Annotated in this window: 20 protein-coding genes; 8 read left to right on the forward strand and 12 right to left on the reverse strand. The window is 54.0% G+C overall.

Going from position 1 to position 21096, the window contains the following annotated elements:
• Positions 1–6: 6 nt before the first annotated feature.
• The 4 genes from KTH_RS23380 to KTH_RS23395 all read left to right on the forward strand — a co-directional run bounded on the left by KTH_RS23380 (position 7) and on the right by KTH_RS23395 (position 3440).
• A complete protein-coding gene (locus tag KTH_RS23380) occupies positions 7–1281 on the forward strand; it encodes a DNA double-strand break repair nuclease NurA (RefSeq protein WP_111324454.1) in 1275 nt (424 codons plus the stop codon).
• A gap of 145 nt (positions 1282–1426) precedes the next feature.
• Positions 1427–2062, forward strand: a complete 636-nt coding sequence (locus KTH_RS23385) for a CpXC domain-containing protein (protein WP_111324455.1) — start codon at positions 1427–1429, stop codon at positions 2060–2062.
• 5 nt (positions 2063–2067) lie between these two features.
• Positions 2068–2553 carry a molybdopterin adenylyltransferase gene (mog, locus tag KTH_RS23390; protein WP_111324456.1) on the forward strand — a complete coding sequence of 162 codons (486 nt, stop codon included), beginning with the start codon at positions 2068–2070 and terminating at the stop codon, positions 2551–2553.
• Positions 2553–3440: a WD40 repeat domain-containing protein gene (locus tag KTH_RS23395; RefSeq protein ID WP_111324457.1), complete on the forward strand. Its 888-nt coding sequence runs from the start codon at positions 2553–2555 to the stop codon at positions 3438–3440. The genes mog and KTH_RS23395 overlap by 1 nt, the downstream gene beginning before the upstream one ends.
• A 24-nt stretch (positions 3441–3464) precedes the next feature.
• Here the strand turns inward: KTH_RS23395 and KTH_RS23400 are convergent, their stop codons facing one another.
• The 5 genes from KTH_RS23400 to KTH_RS23420 form a co-directional block, all read right to left on the reverse strand.
• On the reverse strand, positions 3465–4742 hold the full coding sequence (locus tag KTH_RS23400; protein WP_111324458.1) for a M16 family metallopeptidase: 1278 nt from the start codon (positions 4740–4742) through the stop codon (positions 3465–3467).
• A gap of 257 nt (positions 4743–4999) precedes the next feature.
• A complete protein-coding gene (locus KTH_RS23405) occupies positions 5000–5773 on the reverse strand; it encodes a CAP domain-containing protein (protein WP_497621332.1) in 774 nt (257 codons plus the stop codon).
• A 379-nt stretch (positions 5774–6152) separates the two neighbouring features.
• Entirely contained in the window at positions 6153–7523 is a 1371-nt protein-coding gene (locus tag KTH_RS23410) for a hypothetical protein (RefSeq protein WP_111324460.1), read from the reverse strand.
• Between the two features lie 37 nt (positions 7524–7560).
• Positions 7561–8061, reverse strand: coding sequence for an HIT family protein (locus tag KTH_RS23415; protein WP_111324461.1), 501 nt, complete (start codon positions 8059–8061; stop codon positions 7561–7563).
• 466 nt (positions 8062–8527) lie between these two features.
• Positions 8528–8902 carry a winged helix-turn-helix transcriptional regulator gene (locus KTH_RS23420; RefSeq protein WP_111324462.1) on the reverse strand — a complete coding sequence of 125 codons (375 nt, stop codon included), beginning with the start codon at positions 8900–8902 and terminating at the stop codon, positions 8528–8530.
• Positions 8903–9147: 245 nt separating this feature from the next.
• Between KTH_RS23420 and KTH_RS23425 the strand changes: the two genes are divergently transcribed.
• Positions 9148–10248 (forward strand): ABC transporter ATP-binding protein, encoded by a 1101-nt coding sequence (locus KTH_RS23425; RefSeq protein ID WP_170142777.1) that lies wholly within the window; start codon positions 9148–9150, stop codon positions 10246–10248.
• Positions 10249–10273: 25 nt separating this feature from the next.
• On the opposite strand, the gene KTH_RS23430 is transcribed toward KTH_RS23425, so the two are convergent.
• Positions 10274–10780 carry a hypothetical protein gene (locus tag KTH_RS23430; RefSeq protein ID WP_111324464.1) on the reverse strand — a complete coding sequence of 169 codons (507 nt, stop codon included), beginning with the start codon at positions 10778–10780 and terminating at the stop codon, positions 10274–10276.
• 271 nt (positions 10781–11051) lie between these two features.
• On the opposite strand from KTH_RS23430, the gene KTH_RS23435 reads away from it, so the two are divergent.
• Both KTH_RS23435 and KTH_RS23440 read left to right on the forward strand, forming a co-directional pair.
• Positions 11052–12113 (forward strand): ROK family protein, encoded by a 1062-nt coding sequence (locus tag KTH_RS23435; protein ID WP_170211509.1) that lies wholly within the window; start codon positions 11052–11054, stop codon positions 12111–12113.
• A gap of 6 nt (positions 12114–12119) precedes the next feature.
• Positions 12120–13343 carry a protein kinase domain-containing protein gene (locus tag KTH_RS23440; protein ID WP_497621336.1) on the forward strand — a complete coding sequence of 408 codons (1224 nt, stop codon included), beginning with the start codon at positions 12120–12122 and terminating at the stop codon, positions 13341–13343.
• 79 nt (positions 13344–13422) lie between these two features.
• On the opposite strand, the gene KTH_RS23445 is transcribed toward KTH_RS23440, so the two are convergent.
• Genes KTH_RS23445 through KTH_RS23455 form a run of 3 tightly spaced genes read right to left on the reverse strand, consistent with a single transcriptional unit; the run spans position 13423 to position 16979 of the window.
• On the reverse strand, positions 13423–14610 hold the full coding sequence (locus KTH_RS23445; RefSeq protein ID WP_111324467.1) for a pyridoxal phosphate-dependent aminotransferase: 1188 nt from the start codon (positions 14608–14610) through the stop codon (positions 13423–13425).
• A complete protein-coding gene (locus tag KTH_RS23450; RefSeq protein WP_497621337.1) occupies positions 14607–15803 on the reverse strand; it encodes a M20 family metallopeptidase in 1197 nt (398 codons plus the stop codon). Before KTH_RS23450 ends, KTH_RS23445 begins: the two co-directional genes overlap by 4 nt.
• Positions 15804–16979 (reverse strand): CaiB/BaiF CoA transferase family protein, encoded by a 1176-nt coding sequence (locus tag KTH_RS23455; RefSeq protein ID WP_497621339.1) that lies wholly within the window; start codon positions 16977–16979, stop codon positions 15804–15806.
• A 284-nt stretch (positions 16980–17263) separates the two neighbouring features.
• Here KTH_RS23455 and KTH_RS23460 point away from each other — a divergent pair, with 284 nt between their 5' ends.
• Entirely contained in the window at positions 17264–18133 is an 870-nt protein-coding gene (locus tag KTH_RS23460; RefSeq protein ID WP_111324470.1) for an isoaspartyl peptidase/L-asparaginase family protein, read from the forward strand.
• A 68-nt stretch (positions 18134–18201) separates the two neighbouring features.
• Here KTH_RS23460 and KTH_RS23465 read toward each other — a convergent pair whose 3' ends face one another.
• From KTH_RS23465 to KTH_RS23475, 3 genes are all read right to left on the reverse strand, one after another.
• A complete protein-coding gene (locus tag KTH_RS23465) occupies positions 18202–19050 on the reverse strand; it encodes a class I SAM-dependent methyltransferase (protein ID WP_111324471.1) in 849 nt (282 codons plus the stop codon).
• 70 nt (positions 19051–19120) lie between these two features.
• Positions 19121–19612 (reverse strand): NUDIX hydrolase, encoded by a 492-nt coding sequence (locus KTH_RS23470; RefSeq protein ID WP_111324472.1) that lies wholly within the window; start codon positions 19610–19612, stop codon positions 19121–19123.
• 149 nt (positions 19613–19761) lie between these two features.
• Complete coding sequence (locus KTH_RS23475; protein ID WP_497621342.1) at positions 19762–20985, reverse strand: MFS transporter; 1224 nt, start codon at positions 20983–20985, stop codon at positions 19762–19764.
• Positions 20986–21096 lie beyond the last annotated feature (111 nt).

Genomic DNA, 21096 nt, shown 5'->3' on the forward strand with positions numbered 1-21096 from the left:
AACGGTATGTTACATAAAGGGAAGCTTCAAGCTGCGCTTCAGGCGAAGCGTGGACAGTTTAAACTCTATGATGGCACCTTTGGCGAGCAGCTACAGGCATATCGACAGGCGTTGGAAACGCTCTATAGACGCTTTCCCTCCAGCGCGGAACTGGAGCAGGCGCTTCCTCCTGAACAGCCCGGGATGCCACCGGCAGGCGCACGCTCAACGATTGAATTTGATCGCTGGCTGGTCACCGCTGAGATGCAGGAATACCGAGCTCCCTGCTTCCCCTTCGGCACCGTTTTTAGCACGCATGAGCAGGCCCGGCAGTGGGCCGAGTGCATCGAGGGTGTGACGACGGTGGCGGTTGACGGCAGTCATATTCTGCCCTGGCGTGATGCCTCGGTTCCGGTCGCGCTGGTGCAGGTGGGCTTTTTTATCAACCCGCATCGGTTCAATCACCCCTATATCAAAGATGTGCGGATGGAGGTACTGGCCCCTGATGAGCTGATGGACGAGCTTCAGGGCAGTACCGAGGAACCGGACAGCTACCCCTACTCCGATATGCAGGTGACGTTAAAGCGCTATTTACTGGAAGTTGAGATATTGTGCACCTTGATGGAGCAGCAGGCCGCAAAGCGTCTGCCTGATGAACCTGCGCATGGCCCCCTCTTTTTCTTTGATGGCTCGCTGGTGGTCTCCTTTGCGCTGACGATGCCGCCACGCTATCGTCAACTTTACATTGATTCGGCGGTGCGTCTGTTACGTACCTCGGAAGAGCTTCAGGTGCCACTGATTGGCTATATTGATACAAGCTATGCGCGGGACCTGATTACTATGTTGCGCCGTCTTGATGCTATGCAGCAGCAGCCAGTCTTGCGTGAAACAAAGCGTATCCATGATGCCCTGCTCTTGCAGGGACGCCTGCAATGGGGAGATCGGACGCCTGCCTTTATCTGTGCGCGTAATGATATTCTGGACCTGTACGGTCCCTATCATGATCAGATCGCGTTCTGCTATTTGCAGACGGCAGCCAGTCGCCCGCCTGCCCGGCTGGAATTCCCGCGTTGGATGGTTGATGCCGGACTCATTGAGCCAGTGATGGACGCGATTCGTGCGGAGGTCATCGCGGGGGGGAACGGATATCCCTACGCTATTGAGACTGCGGATGCTGTGTCGGTGATCACGATGCAGGATAGGGCCGAGTTTTATGCCCATTTTCAGGAGTTTATGCGCAGACAGGGCATCAATTTTGCCTTCTCGCAGAAAGCAATGAGTAAAGTGCGTCGCCGCGTTTGATACCTGATTGCTTTCTCCGGTTTCCCTTTTCTTGCTTTCCAAAATGAGATATACTTACAGCGAAACGTATTCTTCGTTTGGAAGTGCATGTTATACTCAATCCCTGAAGGGAACGAGTCAGGAATAGAAATCTACGCGAAAGCTTATGTCCCGTTACACAACACAATCATTTACCTGTCCCTGCGGCGAAGTGTTTACCGCACCAATCTATGAGTATGTCAATGTAGAGAAGGACCCGCAACTTCGCTATACCGTGCTGGCTGGCCTGCTCAATGTCTCGACATGCCCACAATGTGGACGCAGGGCAGCGCTTGCCAGACCCTTTATCTATTCTGATCCTGAACGTCAGCTCTTGATCTATTATCATCCGCGGACCGATCTGCCCGAAGATGCTCGCCTGCTGATTCTGGAAAAGTTGCGTGAAACCTATGAGCACGTTGAGATGCAACGCGAAATGCAGACGGAAGAGCAGAAGCAGCAGAAACAGGAAGTCGCAACGGATGAGTTACCGCCGTTACAGGTAGTTTTCGGTCATGAGCAGCTTGTGCTGGTGATTAACAGCATGCTCTCGCCTGAAGAGCGCCTGGGTAAGATTGCTTTGAGCACCCAGAGCCGTAACGAGGCGGAGCGCGGACAGTTTCACACTATTGCGCGGAAGCTTGCTACCGAAATGGGCTGCGGCGTTGAGATCGAGGATATGCCCGACGAATATATTGTGTGGCTGTATGGCTCGCGTCGAAAAATCGGCGCTTTAATGCGCGAGCTCACCCCGGGAGGGTAGAAGAGATGTTGACCATTGGCGTGCTGACTATCAGTGATGGTGCATCGCGTGGCTTGCGTGAAGATCTGAGTGGTGAAGCTATTCGGACGATCATCACGCAGTTTCCTGATGCCGTCATCAGTGCGGGCGCTATTGTTCCTGATGAGCTGGAGCAAATTGCGGCAACTCTTCGCGAATGGAGCGATGAAAAGAAGCTGAACCTGATCTTGACGACGGGCGGTACCGGGCTTGCTCCCCGCGATGTGACGCCAGAAGCGACGCTCTCGATTCTTGAGCGCGAGGCACCCGGGATCGCGGAGGCGATGCGCACGCATAGCTTACAATATACTCCTATGGCGATGCTCTCGCGCGGTGTGGCCGGAGTCCGTGGGCGAACTCTGATTATCAACCTGCCCGGCAGTCCGAAAGCGGTCAGGGAATGTCTGGAATATATTCTGCCAGTGTTGCCGCATGCGATTAATTTGCTGATTGAAGGACCAAAAGAGCATTGATGACGCCGTTCACCTATCGTGGACATAACGATAAGGTGTTTACTGTCGCCTGGTCGCCTGCCGGCGATCGGGTGGCTTCTGGCTGTCGCGATGGACAGGTGCACCTGCTCTCTCCCCATACCGGTACACAACAGGCCATCCTCAACGCGCATCCTTCCTGTGTCCTTTCCCTTGCATGGTCTCCTGATGGGAGCCTGCTTGCCTCCGGTGATACCTCGGGACTGGTGATTTTGCAGGAACCGGAGTCTGCGCGTGTTGTTTGTACCTATCATGGGCATAGCCGCTTTGTGCGAGCGCTTGGCTGGTCTGGTTCACGACTCGCTTCAGGTGGCGATTTTGGCGATAGCTCGGTTCAACTTTGGGAGGCGCGAACCGGGCAACAACAGTGGATCGCGAAGGATCAATATCGCATCTTTTCGCTGGCGTGGTCACCTGATGGTGATTTGCTGGCAGCGGCGAGCTTTGATGGACTGATCGTTGTCCGCTCTGCGCTCTCCGGTGAGCCAGTAGTGACGTATCGGGGGCATCAAGGGCCGGTCTATGCGGTTGCCTGGTCTCCTGCTGCGAACCTGATAGCGTCAGCCGGGCAGGACGCCACTATTCAGCTCTGGGAGGCAACCACGGGGAAGCAGCGGTACATCTTGCGGGAGCATACTGCCCCGATAAAAGCGCTGGCGTGGTCACCCGATGGCCGTTTGCTGGCCTCGGCAGGGAATATGAAGCGCCTGCTGATCTACTCCTGCGAAGATTGGAGCATCTCTTTTTCTGTCCCCATCTCTGCCTGGATTCGCTCGCTTTCCTGGGCTCCAACCGGCGATGCAATCGCCCTGACCTATGATGCTCTTGTCGCACTATTACCAGTAAAAAAGGACCACCCGCCGGGGTGATCCTGGGCTGGCTGGCAGAGTGTCTTATGCGGTGCCGAGCAGTTCTTCCTCTGTCAGGGGGCCAAGCGCTGTCAAAACCTGCTTCTCTCGCATGGGGAAGCGGTGAAGTGCTCGCATGATATCTTCAGTTGTGACCTTCTCGATGCGCTCAATTTCCTCATCCACGCTGAGCAGGCGGCCTTCGGTCACCCAGTCACTGGCGATACTGCGCATGCGGACAAACGTTGATTCGCTGCTGAGCACCATGCTGCTGATCCATTTATCTTTGGCGCGACGGAGCTCATCTTCATGTACGCCATCGGTCAGCAGGCTATCCAGCTCTGCCCGCAGCAAGTTCAGCACCTTAGGGGCATCCTCGGGGGTTGAATTGGCTTCCATCAGCATCAACCCGGTGCCTTCCATCGCCCAGACACCAGCGCTTGCGGACTCGGCCAGACCACGCTGATAGATGTTCCAGTACAGACGTGAGCCATCGCTATCGCCCAGAATACTGCCTCCAAGCAGCGCGGCATAGTAGTCAGGATCTTTAACATCGAGTGAGGGCATTGCCAGAAGCATAATTTGCTGCTTTAGCTTCTTATCAACCATGATATTGTTAATGGGCTGTGCTGGCTCATAGTGCGATATATCACGGCTTGCATCGCCTGTGCGCCAGGAGCTGCAAAGCTGCTCGGCCTTCTCTACGAGATGGTTCCAGTCGAAATTTCCGGCAACGGTCAAAATGATGTTGTTGGCCGCATAGCGCTGCTGCCAGTAGTTCCGCATCTGCTCAATACGCATATTGCGGATACTCTCGCGCGTGCCCAGGACATCATGACCCAGAGGGTGATCACCGAAGTATGTCTGCATCATGCGTCGGTAGGCATAGTTGTACGGCTGATCCTCTGACCGTGCGATCTCGTTCACGATGACCTCTTTCTCCATCTCGAAATCACTTTCGGCCAGCCGTGGATACATCATATCGCTGAGCAGTTCCAGGGCGCGATCAAGATATTCGCCCAGAACGCGAGCATAAAAGAGCGTTGCTTCGTGTGAAGTAAAGGCATTCAATTCGGCGCCGATTTTGTTGAATGCCAGGGTGATCTCTTGCCAGTCCAGGCTTTGCGTTCCCTTAAAGACCATATGCTCTAGAAAGTGGGAGACGCCAGCAATGGAAGGGTCTTTCTCGTCGCGAGACCCGGTTTTGACATAAAAGGCGACGGCGACCGACTCAAAATCCGGCATGGGTTGGGCCACAATCTGTAGCCCGTTACTCAAGCGATGTGTATGGAATATAGTGCCATTGGCTCTGCTCTCTGCCATATTATCTCCTTAGCAATCAGGAAGCTCCCTCGCTGACAAGAAAGGAGGTTCGCTATAAGCTGAATGTCTCAGTTAGTAGTCTCATAATAGTCCCCGGTGTTCGTTGTTGTCAAATGAGGTTTTCGTACAAAAAAAGCAGGGAGAGAATCTTTTTCCTCCCTGCTCTGTGTGTCTGTTGAGCCTGAAGCTGGCTACGAGCGCATCTTGCTCTCTGTCTCTATGGTACAGGATGCAAGAAGAGCGCGCTTTTGCTTATGTTAGTTCGCAAAGTCTTCTGTCAGCCAGAGCTTCCCTGTTTGATCGATAATGATAGAAATACCGATGCGATGGAAGGTTGTGCTCAGGTAGTTTTTCCGGTGCCCGTCATTGGGTGGCTGCTCGTTCAGCATGGATTTGTGTACTCCGTAGACACCCTGCCAGTTCGTCTGAGTGGTGTAGGCGATGTTCTCACCAACGGCTCTCCAATCGACGCCCGCCGCTGTAATACGCTGACCCAGGCCGGGTTCACTGGGGAGCTGATGCGAGAGCTCGCCGTTCTGGATCATGGTCTGTGTATGCCGGGTGGCAGAGAGCGCAAGCCCGTCGTCCCATGTATAAGCGGGCAGGCCATTCGCGGCGCGATCCTGATTGATCTGGGCCAGCAGTTGCTGGACAAGCTGATCGGTTGTGCCGGGCTGTTTCGTGGGTTGGACGGGTGGTTCTGTCGGCTGGGCAGGTGGCGTTGTTGGCTCAACAGGTGGCGTTGTGGGAACGACGGTCGGCTGTTCCGGGGCCCGGGTTGGTTCCGGTATGGGTGTCGTGGGAACGACGGTCGGCTGTTCCGGGGCCCGGGTTGGCTTCGGTGTTGGAGTTGCAGGAACAACGGTTGCTGTTGGCGTGTGCTTTGGCTGTATCACCTCGGTTGGTTTTGAGGTGACGGTGAGCGTTGGTGTGGGGGGGAGATTGCCTGTCGTCGGTGGCTGTTCAGCACAAGCGGCAAGCAAGAATCCGAGCCCGAGACATAGGCTGAAGAACCAGAGCTTCTTACTCACGAAAGAGAATCCTCCTTGTTTTTTCGGGATGAAGGGGAGGGCTCGACCTCATTCAAAATGATGCCTGTTCAGAGCTGGCTCGAAAAAATAAGTAGGTACTTTTATATGTGCCCTCTGAAAAACACTGTCTGCTTTCTGTGCACACATGTGCTTGCCCTCTTTGACTGTTGTCAGCTCTCCGGTGCGCAAAAATACTGTCAGGTATTCTGGAAGAGCTTCGTTGCGTTTTATTGTAGCATGTCAACATGTGTCAATCCGCATAAATAGAGGTGTGTATAGTACTTTTTCGGTATATCCTGGTGAAGAAATGAGAAGGCTAGAGGGAAGGGAACAAGATGAGGGGGCTTATCTGAGGCCTTGCAAATGGTGAAAGAAAGGCTCAGGTAGTAAATGCAGGATTTGCCGCAATATCAGAGACAATCTCTTTTTGTTGTGCATTCGCGAGTGGAAGGTGTGGCCAGAGTCGATGAGCGGCGTCATCCGCGGCCAGAAGCACGCCGAACCGATACAGGATATAGGCATCAGCGGTATTTGATGGAAGGACAGGTTGAAGCGTGCTGCTCGAAAGCTGGGCGGCAGCCAGACAGCCCCTTGCTGCAATCTCTCCTGAGAAGAACGTCCAGGAAGCGCTTTGATTGGTCTTCTCGATCGTTTTGTATTGTGCCTCGCTGAAGATGCGTCCCATCGCGGGCGTGCAGTTCGGATCACCAAACCCGCTGAAACGCTGTGGATGGAAGGCCACCTTCCACTTTCCCTGTTCTCGTGTGATCAGCAAGATGATCAGGTATTGCTCGCCGTCAGTGTTATCTGCGGCGGTTTTATACAGTTGCTGGCTCCCGGGAAGCGTGTATTGCCACTGAACTCGAATAGTTGCGCCCACATTCCAGCCCTCCTGAGTATAGGATGCTGCGTTCTGTCCCGAGGCGTCCTGAATGGGGAACGGTAACGTACAGAAGAGGCGACAATCCTGCTCGTCGAGCTTACAGTTTGGTCCAAGCGAGGGTTGCAGGCACTGACCCTCTTTGCTTGCGTCGGTATCCAGGATAAAGCGCTGTGTAGCCTGGAGCGGACGGGTTGCCTTTTTCACTTTATCGTGGCTGTTATATGCGTAAAGCTCGCCCGGCTGAACCGTATCGCTGGAACGCCGGGTATCCAGAAATTGTTGTGTGGCCTTCTGCAATGATGCCCGCTCGGCTGGCGGGAGTTGCTGCAACGAGAGATGTTGCGGAAAGGTAATCAGATTGACGGCCTTTTGCTGATTGCCGATGGTCTGCTTTACCTGGCAGGCATTGGGATCCTGGCTTCTCTCCGTTGTAGGCACGGTGATCGTACATGCCAGAGGCGTAAAGGGCTCACCCTGCCACTCAAGGGTATGTTTTCCCGGGGTCAGCGTGAGACTCCGTTCGGTTGGCGAGATAAGCGTGTGACCATCGAGATGAAATTGTCCCCACCCTGGAAGGGCCGGAAGCGTGTAGAGATTCGATTGACTTGCCGAATCGGTGGTAAGGCCGGGCTGGCTGAAGAACTCCCGCACGGCCGGAATACTACTCAGAAGCAGGAGCAAAGCAATGAGCACAATGCCTGAGGTAATAAAGAGGCGGTGCCGGCGCTGTTTTGGCGTCAAACGCGAACTAAGCCAGTGCTTCTGGGGTGAAGCCTGGCCTTTTTCCTGTTCTGCTTGTGTTAGATCGCTGATCTCTATCAGGTTTTCATCAAAATCAGGCGGCGTGTTATGTTGCTTATCCTGCATACTTTTTGTGGATGAAGCGGGACCATTCCCGGTACTTCTATTTCTCTTCTTGCACGTGGGCAAGGGCATCTTTCAATTCGCGGTACACGTTGTCGAGATGCTCAGGCATTACTTTGATATCGGCAACCACTGGCATAAAATTGGTGTCACCGTTCCAGCGCGGGACGATATGGAAATGAATGTGTTCGGCGAAACCGGCACCGGCGACCTTGCCCTGATTGAAGCCCATATTAAAGCCATCAGGATTCATCGCATATCGAAGCGCCTTAATCGCGAGCTGTGCCTGCGCCATCATTTCGTTCAATGTTTCAGGCGAAAGCTCTTCCAGCGCTCCAATATGCTGGTAGGGCGCGATCATCAGATGCCCGTTGTTGTAGGGATACAGGTTGAGCATCATAAAACAGAGTTTGCCGCGATAGATAATATGATACTTTTCGTCCTGGTGAGCTGCTGGTTGTGTGCAAAAAATACAGCCCGGTTCAGGCTCAGTTTTTGGCTTGATAAAGGCCATGCGCCACGGGGCCCATAAATTTTCCATAGAAAACCTCTGTTTGCTCTCAATCTATCTTCTTAAGAAGATGCGCATTGCTTCACCGATCGTTATAACACAGTGTAGCGGGAAGTAGCGATCTTGACAAGATTGTAAGGAAGATATTTCACCGCGTTTTTGGTGCATGGAAAAATGATACCCTACCTCGCAAGTGGTGCGGGGAGGGCCCACGCCTGTGGTCTTCCTGAAGTTTTTTGGACAGCGGACAGCGGGCATATCAGGCGCATTTGTACTTTGTGTGACAATATGGACAAAGTATGTTTATGGTGTATTTCTATGAGATACACACTGGCCTATCTGCACGCTCTGAATGGGGCCTATTGTTGGAATAGTGTGGTGCTCCGAGGAACAGATGAGCGAAAAGCCTTTTCTGCGAGACAGCAAAGCTCGGAGCGAAAGAGAATATGGCAACTCCTCAAGCGTAAGAAGGATAGAATCGCTTGCTTGTTTGCACTTACGCTTCCTGCTGTTCCTGGCACCGCTCTGGATCGATTGTGACCCAGTCCTGAGCCCATTGTTCAATAGCCTCAACAACTGGCTTGAGCGCCTGCCCTTTCTCCGTCAGTTGATATTCAATGCGCACAGGGATCTGTGGGTACACCACACGCTTGACGATACCCTCGGCTTCCAGTTCGCGAAGTCGATCGCTCAGGACACGATCCGAGAGGCCGTCAACCAGCGCTGTTAACTCGCCAAAACGCTTGGGGCCTTTCATCAGGACGTTCAGAAGCAAGCCTGTCCAGCGCTTCCCCAGTACCTGAATGGCGTGTTCGTAGCGTGGACAGCATGCATGCGATATGGATGTTTGGTCGATTGGCTTTGTCGCCATATGCTTTCCTGCCATTTGGATTGAAATTTCAGACACCAGATACTTGTATTTGAATACCAAGTATACCATATTTTCTATTCTAACGCAAGTTTCGCTACGTGTAAAAAGTAAGTAAGGTAGATCCCGCCTTTTGTCTCCCCTTTGAAGCTGATAGAATGGAGGCGACTGAAGAACACTTCTGGCTTTTGTATGTGTTGTGGGTATTTGCATATATTTGAAAAATGAGAAAAAGGGGAGTTGCTGCAATGCTTCGCGTCGCGATTGATACTCATGTTCACTCGTTTCATCTCTCGCTGGACTTTATGGCGGCAAGTGGAAAAACAACGGTGCTCCTCGGAGAGAGCGGGGCCGGAAAGAGTACGGTGTTGCGCGCCCTGGCTGGCTTGTTGAAGCCGGAGCGTGGGCATATTTCCTTTGATGACGCGGTCTATTTTGATAGCGAACAGCGGATCGCTGTGCCGCCACAACTCCGGCCATTCGGCTATGTCTTTCAGGATTATGTGCTCTTTCCACATCTGACCGTATTTGAAAACGTTGCCTTTGGTCTGCGAGCGCAGCGACTCCCGGGAACTGAGGTACGGCGGCGTGTGGGCGAGACGCTGGAACGGCTCAACCTCACCAGCTTTGAGCAACGCAAGCCTACACAACTTTCTGGCGGGCAACAGCAGCGTGTTGCCATTGCTCGGGCCCTGGTGTTGCAGCCATCCCTGCTGCTCTTAGATGAACCGATGGCGGCGCTTGATGTTCAGACGCGACGCGAAGTGAGGCAGGAGCTGCGACGGCTCTTGCAGGAGAGCGGCATTACCGCCGTGCTGGTCACGCACCACTATCTGGACGCGCTGCTTTTCGGTCACACTATTCTGGTGCTGGATCGAGGCCGGCTGATTCAACAGGGAGATCAGCGGGAGCTACTTGAGTATCCGCGTTCGTCGTATGTAGCGGAATTGGTGGGTGTCAACTTTCTGCGTGGCCGGGTGCTGCGGAGGGAAGACAGGCGGACCTGCGCTATTGGTCTGAGCAATGGTGGAACACAGGTGGAGGTGATCGCAACCGTCAAGGAAGAGGACGCATTGGAGGTAGGGGCGGAGGCGTTTCTTGTCGTTGATCCCAGAAGCGTTTCGTTGTATCAGAGTATGCCTGATACCTCAGCACGCAATATCTTCCGGGGTGAGATTATGCAGCTTTTGCGCACGGGCGGCCATTTGCGGGTGAGTATGTCAATTGAGCAGGGAGCGCCGCCGTTGCTGGCCGAGATAACAGAAGCTTCGGCCGCTCGCATGGAGCTACACGAAGGAAAAATCGTGTATGCAACCTTTAAAGCGACCGAAGCTCATGCGTATACGTGATGAAGGACAAAAGAGGGTTGCTCTTTTATTCGTGAACGGTTTCGCTGACCCATTCGCAGGTCTCGGGAATGGCACTCTTGAGTGCAGCCGCCAGCCCGTCTAGATCGGTTACATCATCCCGATAGACGGCCCAGGCTTTAGGCTTCTGACCCGGCTCGGTGACCTTGCGATAGGCGATCACACTGATGCGCTTCCCATTCGGGAAGAACTCTTCTTTGACGCGTGTCAGGTCTTCCCAGCGCACCTTGATCTCTTCACCGCGCTTGTTCCGCTTGATGACGCCTTCCTCGGTTAACGAGATAGTAAAAGGAACGGGGGCGATCAAGCGCAGGTAGTAGACAAAGCCCAGAATGAAGAGCAGCGCCAGAATCGTGCTGCCGACGCCAAAGGAAGGGATCTGATAATACGCGATCCAGAGCACCACGCCCACGGCGCCGATAATGCCAAGCGTGGTCACGACCAGTTTAAAACGGCTGAGCCCAGGACCAATAAATATCTGGCCTTGCTCCTGAGCTGGAGATGACGATGCCATAATGTAAATGCTCCCGCAATGCTATTGCCACCCTGCCGTAAACGACAGGTAAAATACCAGAGTTGCGACAAGCTTTTGTCTTAAAAGGTATTGTAACAATAGGTATGGCAGTATGCAACTTCTGTAACTGGGACAGGCATCCTAGCAACTTTGCTATAGAAGGACAGTGTGATATACTGAACACGATGTTGTCCCAGAGAGGATACCCTGATACTGCTCTAGTAAGGTCGTTCGTACAGCTCAATAGCTGCTTGAAAAAGGGAGTAATGCCGTGTCTAGACTGCGCGCTTCAGGTGTTTCAACTGGGATACCAAACACAGGGCCAGCAAGCGCTCAAAGGGTTACTGATAAGCTGCTCGCAACTCAGGGGTATGTGGTAGGTGTTGAGATCAGCGGAGGAGGAGCGCGGCAATCGGTGGCACTGGCTAATTTAGATGGTGAGATCCTCCATCAGATACGCCGACCCCTGGAGTATTTGCCCGATCGAAATACAGCGCTGGAACATCTCAAAGTGATGCTCTCCGAGGTAACTGGATCCGCGCTGGATGGTCGTCTCCTTCGTGTCGGTATTGCGGTCGGAGGCCTGGTAGATGCACGCCGTGGGCTTGTTCGTACCCTCCATCGTGCGCACGGGTGGGATCATTTCCCGCTACAGGATTATTTCACAGAACAGGTGGAAGTGCCCTGTATTATCGATAATAATGCAAATGCCGCGGCGTTGGCAGAATGTATCTATGGAGTTGGACGCGGCGAACGGGTTGTCCTTTATGTCGGGTTAGGGCGTGGAATCGGGGGCGCTCTGGTTGTGGATGGGAAGGTGTATCATGGCGTTTCCTGTACCGCTGGAGAGATTGGTCATATGCTCGTCGTACAGGAAGGCGGCCCCAGATGCTCCTGCGGAGGCTTTGGACATCTGGAAGCTGTTGCCTCGGCACAGGCTATTGTAAACAGATTGATCGGGAGATCAGTAAACTATCCAGAGACAGAAGCGGCTATCCGTCGCATCACTGACGGACGTGCAGAGCGTATCACTGCCGCACAGGTGTTTCAACTGGCGGCTGAGGGCGATGAACTGGCACGACAGGGTGTTGAGGAGGTTTGTACTTATCTGGGAATTGCCCTGGCTAATATTGTCCATTTAGTAAATCCAAGTATGATTATCCTGGGTGGGTCTGTCGCACAAGCAGGTGATTTGTTAATCGGGCCTCTCCGGGAGCGTCTCCAACGTTTGTGCTTGCCCGCTGCGTTTCAGGATTTGCGCATTGTCCAGGGGTCTCTGGGTACGGATGCCAATCTTGTAGGAGCGGTGACACTGGCTCTACAGGACTTATAGGAAAAGATGCAAAATCTTGAGGGGCTTATGGTAGAAACGGGTCGAGTCATTCAACGGCGCTACCTGCTTCAACGGCTGGTGAAACAGGGGCGTGCGTGTACCGTCTATCAAGGATTCGACCAGGTGTTGCAGCGCGTTGTAGCTATTAAGGTAACTCCTGCCGATCACGTCGCAACGTACCGTGCAGCACTCCGCCTGACTTCTCAGTTTTCCCATCCTAATATTGTCGGGATCTATGATCTGATTGTTGAACCTGATTGCCTGTATATTGTACAGGAGTATGTGGATGGCGATGACTTTCCCGCGCTGTTACAAACACAGTTGTCGGCCTTTGAAGTCGCGGATCTGGGACGGCAGATTTGCCTTGCGCTCGTTTATGCAAGTAATTCTGGACGAAAAATTTGTCATGGAGATCTGACACCTTCCTCTGTTATCCGGGATCGTCGAGGACTGGTACGCGTCAGTAATTTTGCGCTGCCTGCTGATATGCAGTATTTTACTTTGTGGAGTGGCGTTGGTGGAGACGGCATCGCGATTTCGGATCAGCAGTTGCCTTATGGACAGATCAGTGAGGGCCGCCTTGCCGATGATGCACGGGCGGCTGGCCTTTTGTTATATCAGTTGCTCACCAGCCGAGCGCCGGGTGCTACGTTTGTTGAACCCCCTTCCGACGGTCGCTTGCGCTTTCAACGTGGCGTTCCTCCTGAACTCTGCGATATTGTTGCCCGCGCTGTGATTCGTCAACATCCTCAACGGCTGATGACGCCGGAAATGATGTATCTGGAACTGAAAGATCTGGCTGAGGCCCTGGAACCTCTGGAGCCGGTTCAATCCAGCTACCAGACAGAAGATATGGTCAAGCCTCGCCAGATTATGCCGGTCGCAAGTGGCGCTCCCGGAGGCTTACCTTCTCAGGAGCGTGCGCCAACTGGCTTGCTCTCTTATCACCCCGAGGCGACAGTCAGTGGCCTACTTGATCGCCAGGAGGTCTCACAGCCGCTCCTTGATCCTGCTGCGACCACTGAAGCCGCTTATCAGCAGGCAACGGCTATGAACTCTTCTCCCGGCTATCCTCCTGTGGAGCAGAACTATGCACGAGGCAATGAGGCCGCTCCTGTTGACGCCGGTCGTGGGGTGAACTGGCCGCTGATGATCGGTCTGGGGCTGGTGCTTTTCGCTCTCTTCTTTTTCATCGGTTTCTTTCTTTCCCAGGTTGTCTTTCACGCGTAGCGCCGGTATATACCAGAAAGATATTCTTGTTTCTGCAAGGGGGGAAATGTTTCCCCCCTTTCTATTTTTGGAAGAAGCCTCACCTATCTGCTAGCTCGCAGATTGCCCGAATCCCCTTCTCGATATCCGCTTCGGATGCCGCCAGCGAGATACGGATATACTGACGCGCCACCTGTCCATAGCTGCTACCTGGTGAAGTGAGCACCTGCTTTTCTTCCAGCAACTTGATCGCAAAGTCGGCGCTATCGAGCGCTGCCCGGCCCTCCCGAGGACTGATATCAATCAGCGCATAGAAGGCTCCATGTGGTGTGTAGACGTATCTTCCATACTCCTGTAACAGTTGTACGGCCAGATCTCGGCGGTGCTGGTAGGCTGCCCGCATCTCTTCCACACAATCCTGTGGCCCGGTGAGTGCGGCGGCGGCAGCTCTCTGTGCGACCAGCGTGATATTGGTATGCGTCGCCAGAAGAATATCTTCCAGCCGCCTGATAAGTCCTGTCCCGGTCACGATATAGCCAACGCGCCAGCCGGTCATTGCGTAGGTTTTGGAGAATGAGTAGACGCCAATAAATGTATTGCTTTCAAGTTCTCCCGCTGTGAGCAGCGAGCCAGGGCTGACATGTTCGCCCTCAAAAACCAGTTGATCGTAGCACTCATCCGAGAGCAAGTAGAGCTTGTGCCGCCGGGCAAAGTCCAGCAGGTCATGGACCAATTGCGGCGGGAATACGGCTCCGGTCGGGTTCCCTGGCGTATTGATGACCAGCATTCTGGTGCGCGGCGTGATTAGCTTCTCCATCTGTTCGAGGTCGGGAAGCCAGTCATTGCCTGGATCAAGGGTATAGGGAACAGCCTTGACTCCCAGAGTGCCCAGTTGGAGGTAGTAGAGCGGGAAGCAAGGATCAGAGATCAGCACTTCGTCGCCCGGCTTGAGCGTCGCCTGAAAGGAGGCAAGGAGCGCGTTGGTTCCTCCGGCGGTGACCACGACGTTCTCAGGACGAACTGTATACCCGTTGACCCGGGTGACCTTTTCGGCCAGCAGTGTTCGCAGCCACGGCCAGCCCGGTGGCGGTCCATACGAAATGGGCTCCTGCTCGATAGTCGCGATTGCCGCACGGCGAATGTGGTCCGGGGTGCGGAAGCTTGGTTCTCCCATGTGGAGCGGCAACAATGGCGGGAGCTGTTCCCCTCTGGCCTCTGCTTCCGCGCGAAGCTGCTGTGCATACGCGATCAAATTTGTTTTTGGTGCTTGCTGAGGTGTTACCGTCATGCTTTGTTGTCCCTGTTCTGCAAAGATAGTGTGATACGTTGAATCAGTCCTGTCAGTAATGCAATCCGTTCGGGTAGGTAGTCAAGCTCAATGTATTCATCTGGATTGTGTGCCTTGCCGCCTCCTGCTCCAAGCCCGTCGATGGTAGGAATACCCAGGCTGGCCGTGGTATTGGCATCAGAGGCACCTCCAGTAGTGAGAGCCTGGATCTGGATACCCAGTTCAGCCCCGGCCTCCTGGGCCATGTGAACCAGATGTGCATTGCGTTCTGAGGGCTCAAAAGGCTGACAGCGAAAGCCACCACTCAGGCTGACTGTTGTGCCCTCAATTTTACGCCGGGAAATAGTTTTCCGTATCGCTCCTTCCAGGGCCTTAATCCCTGCGCGAGTGCTGGCGCGCACATCCATTTCGCAACAGGCATATTCTGGTACCACATTGCCGCGTGTGCCGCCTTGAATGGTCGTGACACTGAGTGAGGTGCCGGGAATCGTGCCGTGCAGTTCCTGCAACAGCCCGACCAGGTGGGCCAGCTCAACAATGGCGTTGCGTCCCTTCTGTGGCTCGACTCCTGCATGTGCTGCTATCCCATGCACTTCAACCCGATAGAGCCCGGAACCCCTGCGAGAAGAGACTACCGAGCCCAGTTCCCGCCCCGGCTCAAGGACAATGACGGCATCGGCTTCCTGAGCAAGCTCTGTGACCAGCGGCTTACTTGAGGGCGAGCCGATCTCTTCATCGCTGTTGAAGAGAAAGGTGATATGCTGATAGTTCCGCTCCTCAAGCAGCTCTACTGCATACATGCCAATCAGCAGGCCGGATTTCATGTCGAGCACGCCCGGACCCTTTGCAATGCGTTTCTCTGGCTCGTTCTCGGCAGCACAAATCCTGAACGGGCGCTGTTGGGCCTCGCCATCCAGGAAAACGGTATCCATATGCCCGATCAGCAGAATACGGGCACCGTTTGGGTTCTCACCGGGATGTGTCGCGATCAGATGATTACCGTACTGAGTCTGGTGATCGAAACGAACTTGATAGCCCTTTTCCAGAAAGCGCCTTTGCAGATAGGCACCGACGCGATCGACTCCTGCTTTATTGTCTGTGCCGGAATCGATGTTTACGATCGCTTCGAGATCTGCCAGGAAAGCATCTAACTCGTTGCGAGCCCGCGCCACGACTGGATGAATACTCTGCATTTAGATTACACCTTCTTTCCTGAATTGTTCAATGGCCTCGACTTGAAACCCGTACTCCTGAAGAATGGCACTGGTATGTTCTCCGAGCGCAGGAGGCTTTGAACGCATCGTTTGAGGAACATCAGAGAGACGTGGAAATGTTGAGAGCTGAGGAGGAGCATTTTCTGCTTCGCGAAAGAGGACACCACGTGCCTGCATCTGTGGATCGTTCAGGGCTTCAGCGAGCGTATAGACTGGACCCACACAGCTATCAAGGTCGCCCAGTTCTGCCATCCACTCATCACGCGTTTTCGTTTTAAAGACGTTGCGCAGGATGGTGAGGGCCTGTTCGCGTTCATCCGGTCCAACAGGTGAATGAAAGGGGAGCAGTTCCAGGTGCCCGATCCGGGTACAGAATGCATGCCAGAATTTGGGTTCCAGTGCGCCAAGCGTCAGAAATTGCCCATCTTTCGTTTCATAGATATGGTAGCAGGGGAGATCTCCCGTCAGAGATGTGCGCCCCGGGAGTGGCTCTTTGCCGGTATGGAGATAGGCCGCGATCTGAAGAGGGAGCAGGGAGAGCAACCCTTCTGTCATGGCGACGTCAATCATGCGCCCTTCACCGGTCTGTTGACGGCCAAGCAAGGCGGTAAGGATGCCGATAACGGCCAGATAGCTGCCGCCGACCAGATCGCCAAATTGGGTTGGTGGCATCATAGGCCTGCCTTCCTGATCACGCAGATGATGCAACAGGCCTGCATACCCGGCATAATTGAGATCGTGCCCGGCTCGTTCGCTGTATGGTCCATCCTGACCATACCCGCTGATAGCGCAATAGATCAGCTCCGGGCGCTTGGCCCGCAACCGCTCATAGGCTAGCCCCAGGCGGGCCATTACTCCGGGACGAAAGCTCTCAAGCACGACATCCGCACGCTCGACAAGACGCAGAAAGAGGGCGCGCCCGCTCTCCGTTTTCAGATTCAGAGTCATGCTGCGCTTGTTGCGATTGATGGCCTGAAAATAGAGGTTGATGCCGTTCTGATCGGTCGGGGGCATGGTCCGGGCATAGTCACCTGTGCGGGGCTCTTCCACTTTAATGACATCTGCGCCATAGTCGGCCAACATTTGCGAGGCATAGGCGCCGGGTAGCAAGCGTGAGAGGTCGAGAACGCGGATACCCTGTAGTGGCAAGCTCATAGCTCTCTCCTTTCACACCTCCTGGGAGGTGTTGCGGCTCAGTCTCTTGCTGAACAGAGGCTGTTTTATGGTTGCAAGGCGTATGCCAGATCTTATCATCGTCTGAAACTAGCGTACCAGTCTTTGGAAAGCGTTGTCAATCGCGGTGCTTCTGCTTCCCGCTTTCTCTCTCTGAATGCTCGCTTGATTCGTGGTACAATGCGATGCGGAATAGCCCTTTCTTTAACACGAGAGAGGCTGCTTGTAAGGATAGTATTTTTTCTGATGAGAGGACGTCTTGATCTATGACGATTGCGATTGTTGTGCATGGAGGCGCCGGGAATATTGCACAGGAGCGGGTTGAAAGTGGCATGGCGGGATGTCGTGCCGCTGCTCTGGTTGGTATGGAGATTCTAAAGCGTGGGGGCAGTGCGCTGGATGCTGTCGAGGCGGCAGTGCGAGCGCTTGAAGATAATCCTCATTTCAATGCAGGCACGGGCTCCTGCCTGACATCTGAGGGTAATATTGAGATGGATGCGGGGATAATGGAGGGACATACTCTCCAGGTTGGGGCGGTTGCTAATATCCAGCGATTGAAGAACCCCATTGCACTGGCCCGTAAAGTGCTGGAGAGTCCGCATGTGATGTTGGTTGCTCGTGGGGCGGAGGAGTTCGCTCACGAGAATGGCTTTGCCTTCTGTGCATTTGAAGAGCTCCTGACCGAGCGTCAGAAGATGAACTGGATGCGTGCGCAAGGCAAACTTGCGGCTGAGCCTGAGGATGTAGAAGAGAAGAAGCATGGCACCGTCGGTGCTGTAGCGGTTGATAGCGAGGGGCATCTTGCGGCGGCAACCTCAACGGGCGGCATTGTGAACAAGCGGCCGGGCCGCGTTGGTGATTCACCATTGGTGGGCTGCGGTTTCTATGCGGATGAGCATGCCGCTATTTCCTGTACCGGCTATGGGGAGGATTTTATTCGTCTGATGATCGCCAGACGCGCTGCCGATTTCGTGGCTTCTGGCCTACCAGCACAGCAAGCTGCTGAGGCCGCGATTGCTGTACTTGGCGCGAGGGCCACTGGCACAGGCGGTCTGATTGTGGTCGATCGCGAAGGCAATGTCGGCTACCACTGGAATACGCCGCTGATGATGTATGCGGCTTTGCAGGAAGCGTAGTGAGTGCTATGTTTCACGTGAAACAGAAACCCGGCAAAGAGGGCCAGAGTGTTTCACGTGAAACATTCTTATTTGTAGGCAACCACGCCGAAGGCTTCGGGACGGCGTACGACCCGTTTAAAACCGGCTTCCTGCAAGCGCTTTAACGCGCCACGGGCAACGGTGCCGCTGGACTTGCTCTCCAGATTTCCGATATAGTGGAAGAGCCGCCCGCCGCGTTTCAGGATGCGATAGAGCTCACGATAAAACTGTGCGGAATACAGCTCACCGGCCAGGCTGAAGACGGGGGGATCATGAATAATCCGATCGAATTGGTTATCGGCGAAGGTGGGAACAACCTCATAGGCATCGCCCATACGCTGCTTGATCCTGGGATTGGTGAAGAGATCGCGTGACCAGGGATTCTGACGAGCTATCTCCTGCGCTCCCGGGTCCAGTTCGATCGTGATCACCTCTTGTGCGGTGCGAGCCGCCGCGATCGCTGTGTAGCCAAGTCCGGTTGCGGTATCAAGCACGGTGCCCTGGATCGGGGTGATAGTGGCGATTTTTTTACGGGTATCCTCGCTCGGGTCAACATCCACAATGCGATGCATGGTAAAGCCTGCGATCAGCATTGTAGGCCAGCCATGTGTGGGCATCAGGCTACACATGCGGTTGGTCGCTTCAGAAAACACGCGAATAGGGACTATTTCTCCACCTTCCACGCGGAAACAGTTCACCTCAGCCTGCGCTATGCCCTCAAGCTGCTGCCAGGAAAGCGCCTCTCCGCCCGGGAAGGTAACGCCTGTCTCTGTAAGCGTGACGCTCGTCTGCGAAACGCCGAGATCAGGAGTGATATCAAGCGTAGCACGGCCCGCTTTATGTGCCTCAAGCAGCGCTCTGGCTTGAATAAAAGAAAGTACGATTGATGATGTCATTGCACTATGCTCCAGGATCAACGTCAGGTTTCACTGTAGCATACTGCGTAGAAGCGGTCAACGCCTTCCGCTACTTTGATAAGGGAACCAGCGGGGCGGTCGGTTGTGTGGCTTGCAGAAAGCTCCTGTTGCGGTTGCGATAGTCCAGGTAGTCATTGAACATGCGCAGCTCCTGCCCTTTCAAGATGCGCCGAACCTCTGCCTCAGGGAGCCAGCAGGCTTTATGCCGCAGTGAACCGCCGACAACTTCGCCCGCAAACACAAAATGACAGAGACTCGGCCTGTTCCAGCGGCTGCCCGGCAGGGAATAGAAGTTAATGAAGCCGGTAATGCGCAGGACCAGCCCTGTTTGCTCTTCCCCTTTGCGCTCGGCGGTCTCTTCTGGGGCCTCATTCCATTTAAGCAGTCCTCCGGGGAAGATCACGCGCTTGCGAGAATGACGCAGCATCAAAAAACGGCCATGTTCTTCAACCACAAGAGAAGTGCTACTCAAAGGGGGAAGTTTGTTTCCCAGAAAGAGATTGAGGACGTTGCAAAAGATGCTTGAGAGAGTGTAGAACATAACTCGCTTCCTCCTTGATCGTTGCTTACAAGATCAATGATAGGCGAGAATTGTCATAGCTCTATCATGGAGCTGTCGCGGAATTGTCACAATAGGCGGTCAAGTGTGAGGGCCAGGGGAGGAGAGCGCTTAACCGCCCTCCTCCACCGCTATTGTTTGTTGTCCAGCCGTGCTTCACGCAGAGGCCGATAGAAGATGGCCAGAAACGCGACGAGAAGTTGAGGAATAGCCAGCAACACAATGGTGAGTATTGGCCCTACCCATTGAAGCAGCAGGCTGGTAGCTCCAATGCCAATCGGGCGGGAGCCGCTCATCAGCAACCGATAAGCGCTGTTGACACGTCCAAGAATGTTATCTGGTACGACAGTCAGACGATAACTGTAGAGCGGCACTGTCACTATGGGAACGATCGCATAGCCAGAGATGTTCAAAATGCTCAAAATTAGCGGATCGGGTGCGATGCAGTAGAAGAGCCAGGAGACAGCCCAATAGAGCGCGCCGAGAATGATGAGCCGGGAAAAACCAAGCCATTTCAATAATGGGGTGACCAGCAGTGCTCCAATAATACTGCCCAGACCGCCCGATGAGAGAATAAATCCGGTCGTTGTGCTATCCGCGTGCATGCCCTGAGCAAGCATAATGATAATAAGCGTAAATCCAGCACATGGCGCAAGCAGACCGGTGGTCAGCAGCGCCAAAAAGCGCAGGATAGGGTGCTTCCAGAGCCATATCTGACCTTCCTTCATCTCCTGCCACAAAGTATTCACCGAGGTGGCTTGCTGCTCCTGAAAAGGGACTCTGATACAGACAAGAGAGATCACAGAGGCCACAAAGGAGAGCGCATCAAGGATAAAGGGGAACATGGGCGAGAAGCTATACAGCATACCTCCGAGCAGGGGGCCAAGCATCAAACACGTGGAATAGATCACTTCATTCCAGCTTGATGCAGAGGCGAGCTGTTCCCGGGCAACGACGTTGCGCAGTGCAGCTCCCTCGGCCATCTGAAAGAAGACAAAAAGCGAGCCCTGGATGAATGCAACCAGGTAGAGGTGAATAAGAGTCAGATGGCCCAGGAAGTAGGCCAGGGGAATACTTCCCAGAGTCAGGGCGCATCCCGCGTCACTGATAATCATGATGAGCTTGCGATCTTTTCTGTCGGCAAGTGCTCCCGCTGGCAGACAGAAGAGAATATAGGGAAGAGTTCTCAGTACAAGCATAACCCCCGTTTGCAGTGGCGAGCCAGTTAACGCCAGTACCAGGAGGGAAAAGGTGAAGTCTGACATGAAGGAACCGAGAGCAGAGATACCCTGTCCACTGATCAAAGTCAGATACGAGCGATTTTGCCAGAGTGGCTGTGTTTTTGTGACTTGCATAAAAGGTGTTGCCTCTTTCCGGGTCAAAATGGGAAACATCAACTGACGGTGCGGAGGGACACCGCGTTCTGAATGTCAAAAAGAAAGAAGCAACCGCGGTGTCCTGCGACA

The sequence above is a fragment of the Thermosporothrix sp. COM3 genome (assembly GCF_059696735.1).

Excerpts from the sequence above, each read along its gene's own strand:
- KTH_RS23380 (WP_111324454.1), top strand. The coding sequence starts at position 7 with ATGTTACATAAAGGGAAGCTTCAAGCTGCGCTTCAGGCGAAGCGTGGA.
- KTH_RS23385 (WP_111324455.1), top strand. The coding sequence starts at position 1,427 with ATGTCCCGTTACACAACACAATCATTTACCTGTCCCTGCGGCGAAGTG.
- mog (WP_111324456.1), top strand. The coding sequence starts at position 2,068 with ATGTTGACCATTGGCGTGCTGACTATCAGTGATGGTGCATCGCGTGGC.
- KTH_RS23395 (WP_111324457.1), top strand. The coding sequence starts at position 2,553 with ATGACGCCGTTCACCTATCGTGGACATAACGATAAGGTGTTTACTGTC.
- KTH_RS23400 (WP_111324458.1), bottom strand. The coding sequence starts at position 4,742 with ATGGCAGAGAGCAGAGCCAATGGCACTATATTCCATACACATCGCTTG.
- KTH_RS23410 (WP_111324460.1), bottom strand. The coding sequence starts at position 7,523 with ATGCAGGATAAGCAACATAACACGCCGCCTGATTTTGATGAAAACCTG.
- KTH_RS23415 (WP_111324461.1), bottom strand. The coding sequence starts at position 8,061 with ATGGAAAATTTATGGGCCCCGTGGCGCATGGCCTTTATCAAGCCAAAA.
- KTH_RS23420 (WP_111324462.1), bottom strand. The coding sequence starts at position 8,902 with ATGGCGACAAAGCCAATCGACCAAACATCCATATCGCATGCATGCTGT.
- KTH_RS23425 (WP_170142777.1), top strand. The coding sequence starts at position 9,148 with ATGCTTCGCGTCGCGATTGATACTCATGTTCACTCGTTTCATCTCTCG.
- KTH_RS23430 (WP_111324464.1), bottom strand. The coding sequence starts at position 10,780 with ATGGCATCGTCATCTCCAGCTCAGGAGCAAGGCCAGATATTTATTGGT.
- KTH_RS23440 (WP_497621336.1), top strand. The coding sequence starts at position 12,120 with ATGCAAAATCTTGAGGGGCTTATGGTAGAAACGGGTCGAGTCATTCAA.
- KTH_RS23445 (WP_111324467.1), bottom strand. The coding sequence starts at position 14,610 with ATGACGGTAACACCTCAGCAAGCACCAAAAACAAATTTGATCGCGTAT.
- KTH_RS23450 (WP_497621337.1), bottom strand. The coding sequence starts at position 15,803 with ATGCAGAGTATTCATCCAGTCGTGGCGCGGGCTCGCAACGAGTTAGAT.
- KTH_RS23455 (WP_497621339.1), bottom strand. The coding sequence starts at position 16,979 with ATGAGCTTGCCACTACAGGGTATCCGCGTTCTCGACCTCTCACGCTTG.
- KTH_RS23460 (WP_111324470.1), top strand. The coding sequence starts at position 17,264 with ATGACGATTGCGATTGTTGTGCATGGAGGCGCCGGGAATATTGCACAG.
- KTH_RS23465 (WP_111324471.1), bottom strand. The coding sequence starts at position 19,050 with ATGACATCATCAATCGTACTTTCTTTTATTCAAGCCAGAGCGCTGCTT.
- KTH_RS23470 (WP_111324472.1), bottom strand. The coding sequence starts at position 19,612 with ATGTTCTACACTCTCTCAAGCATCTTTTGCAACGTCCTCAATCTCTTT.
- KTH_RS23475 (WP_497621342.1), bottom strand. The coding sequence starts at position 20,985 with ATGCAAGTCACAAAAACACAGCCACTCTGGCAAAATCGCTCGTATCTG.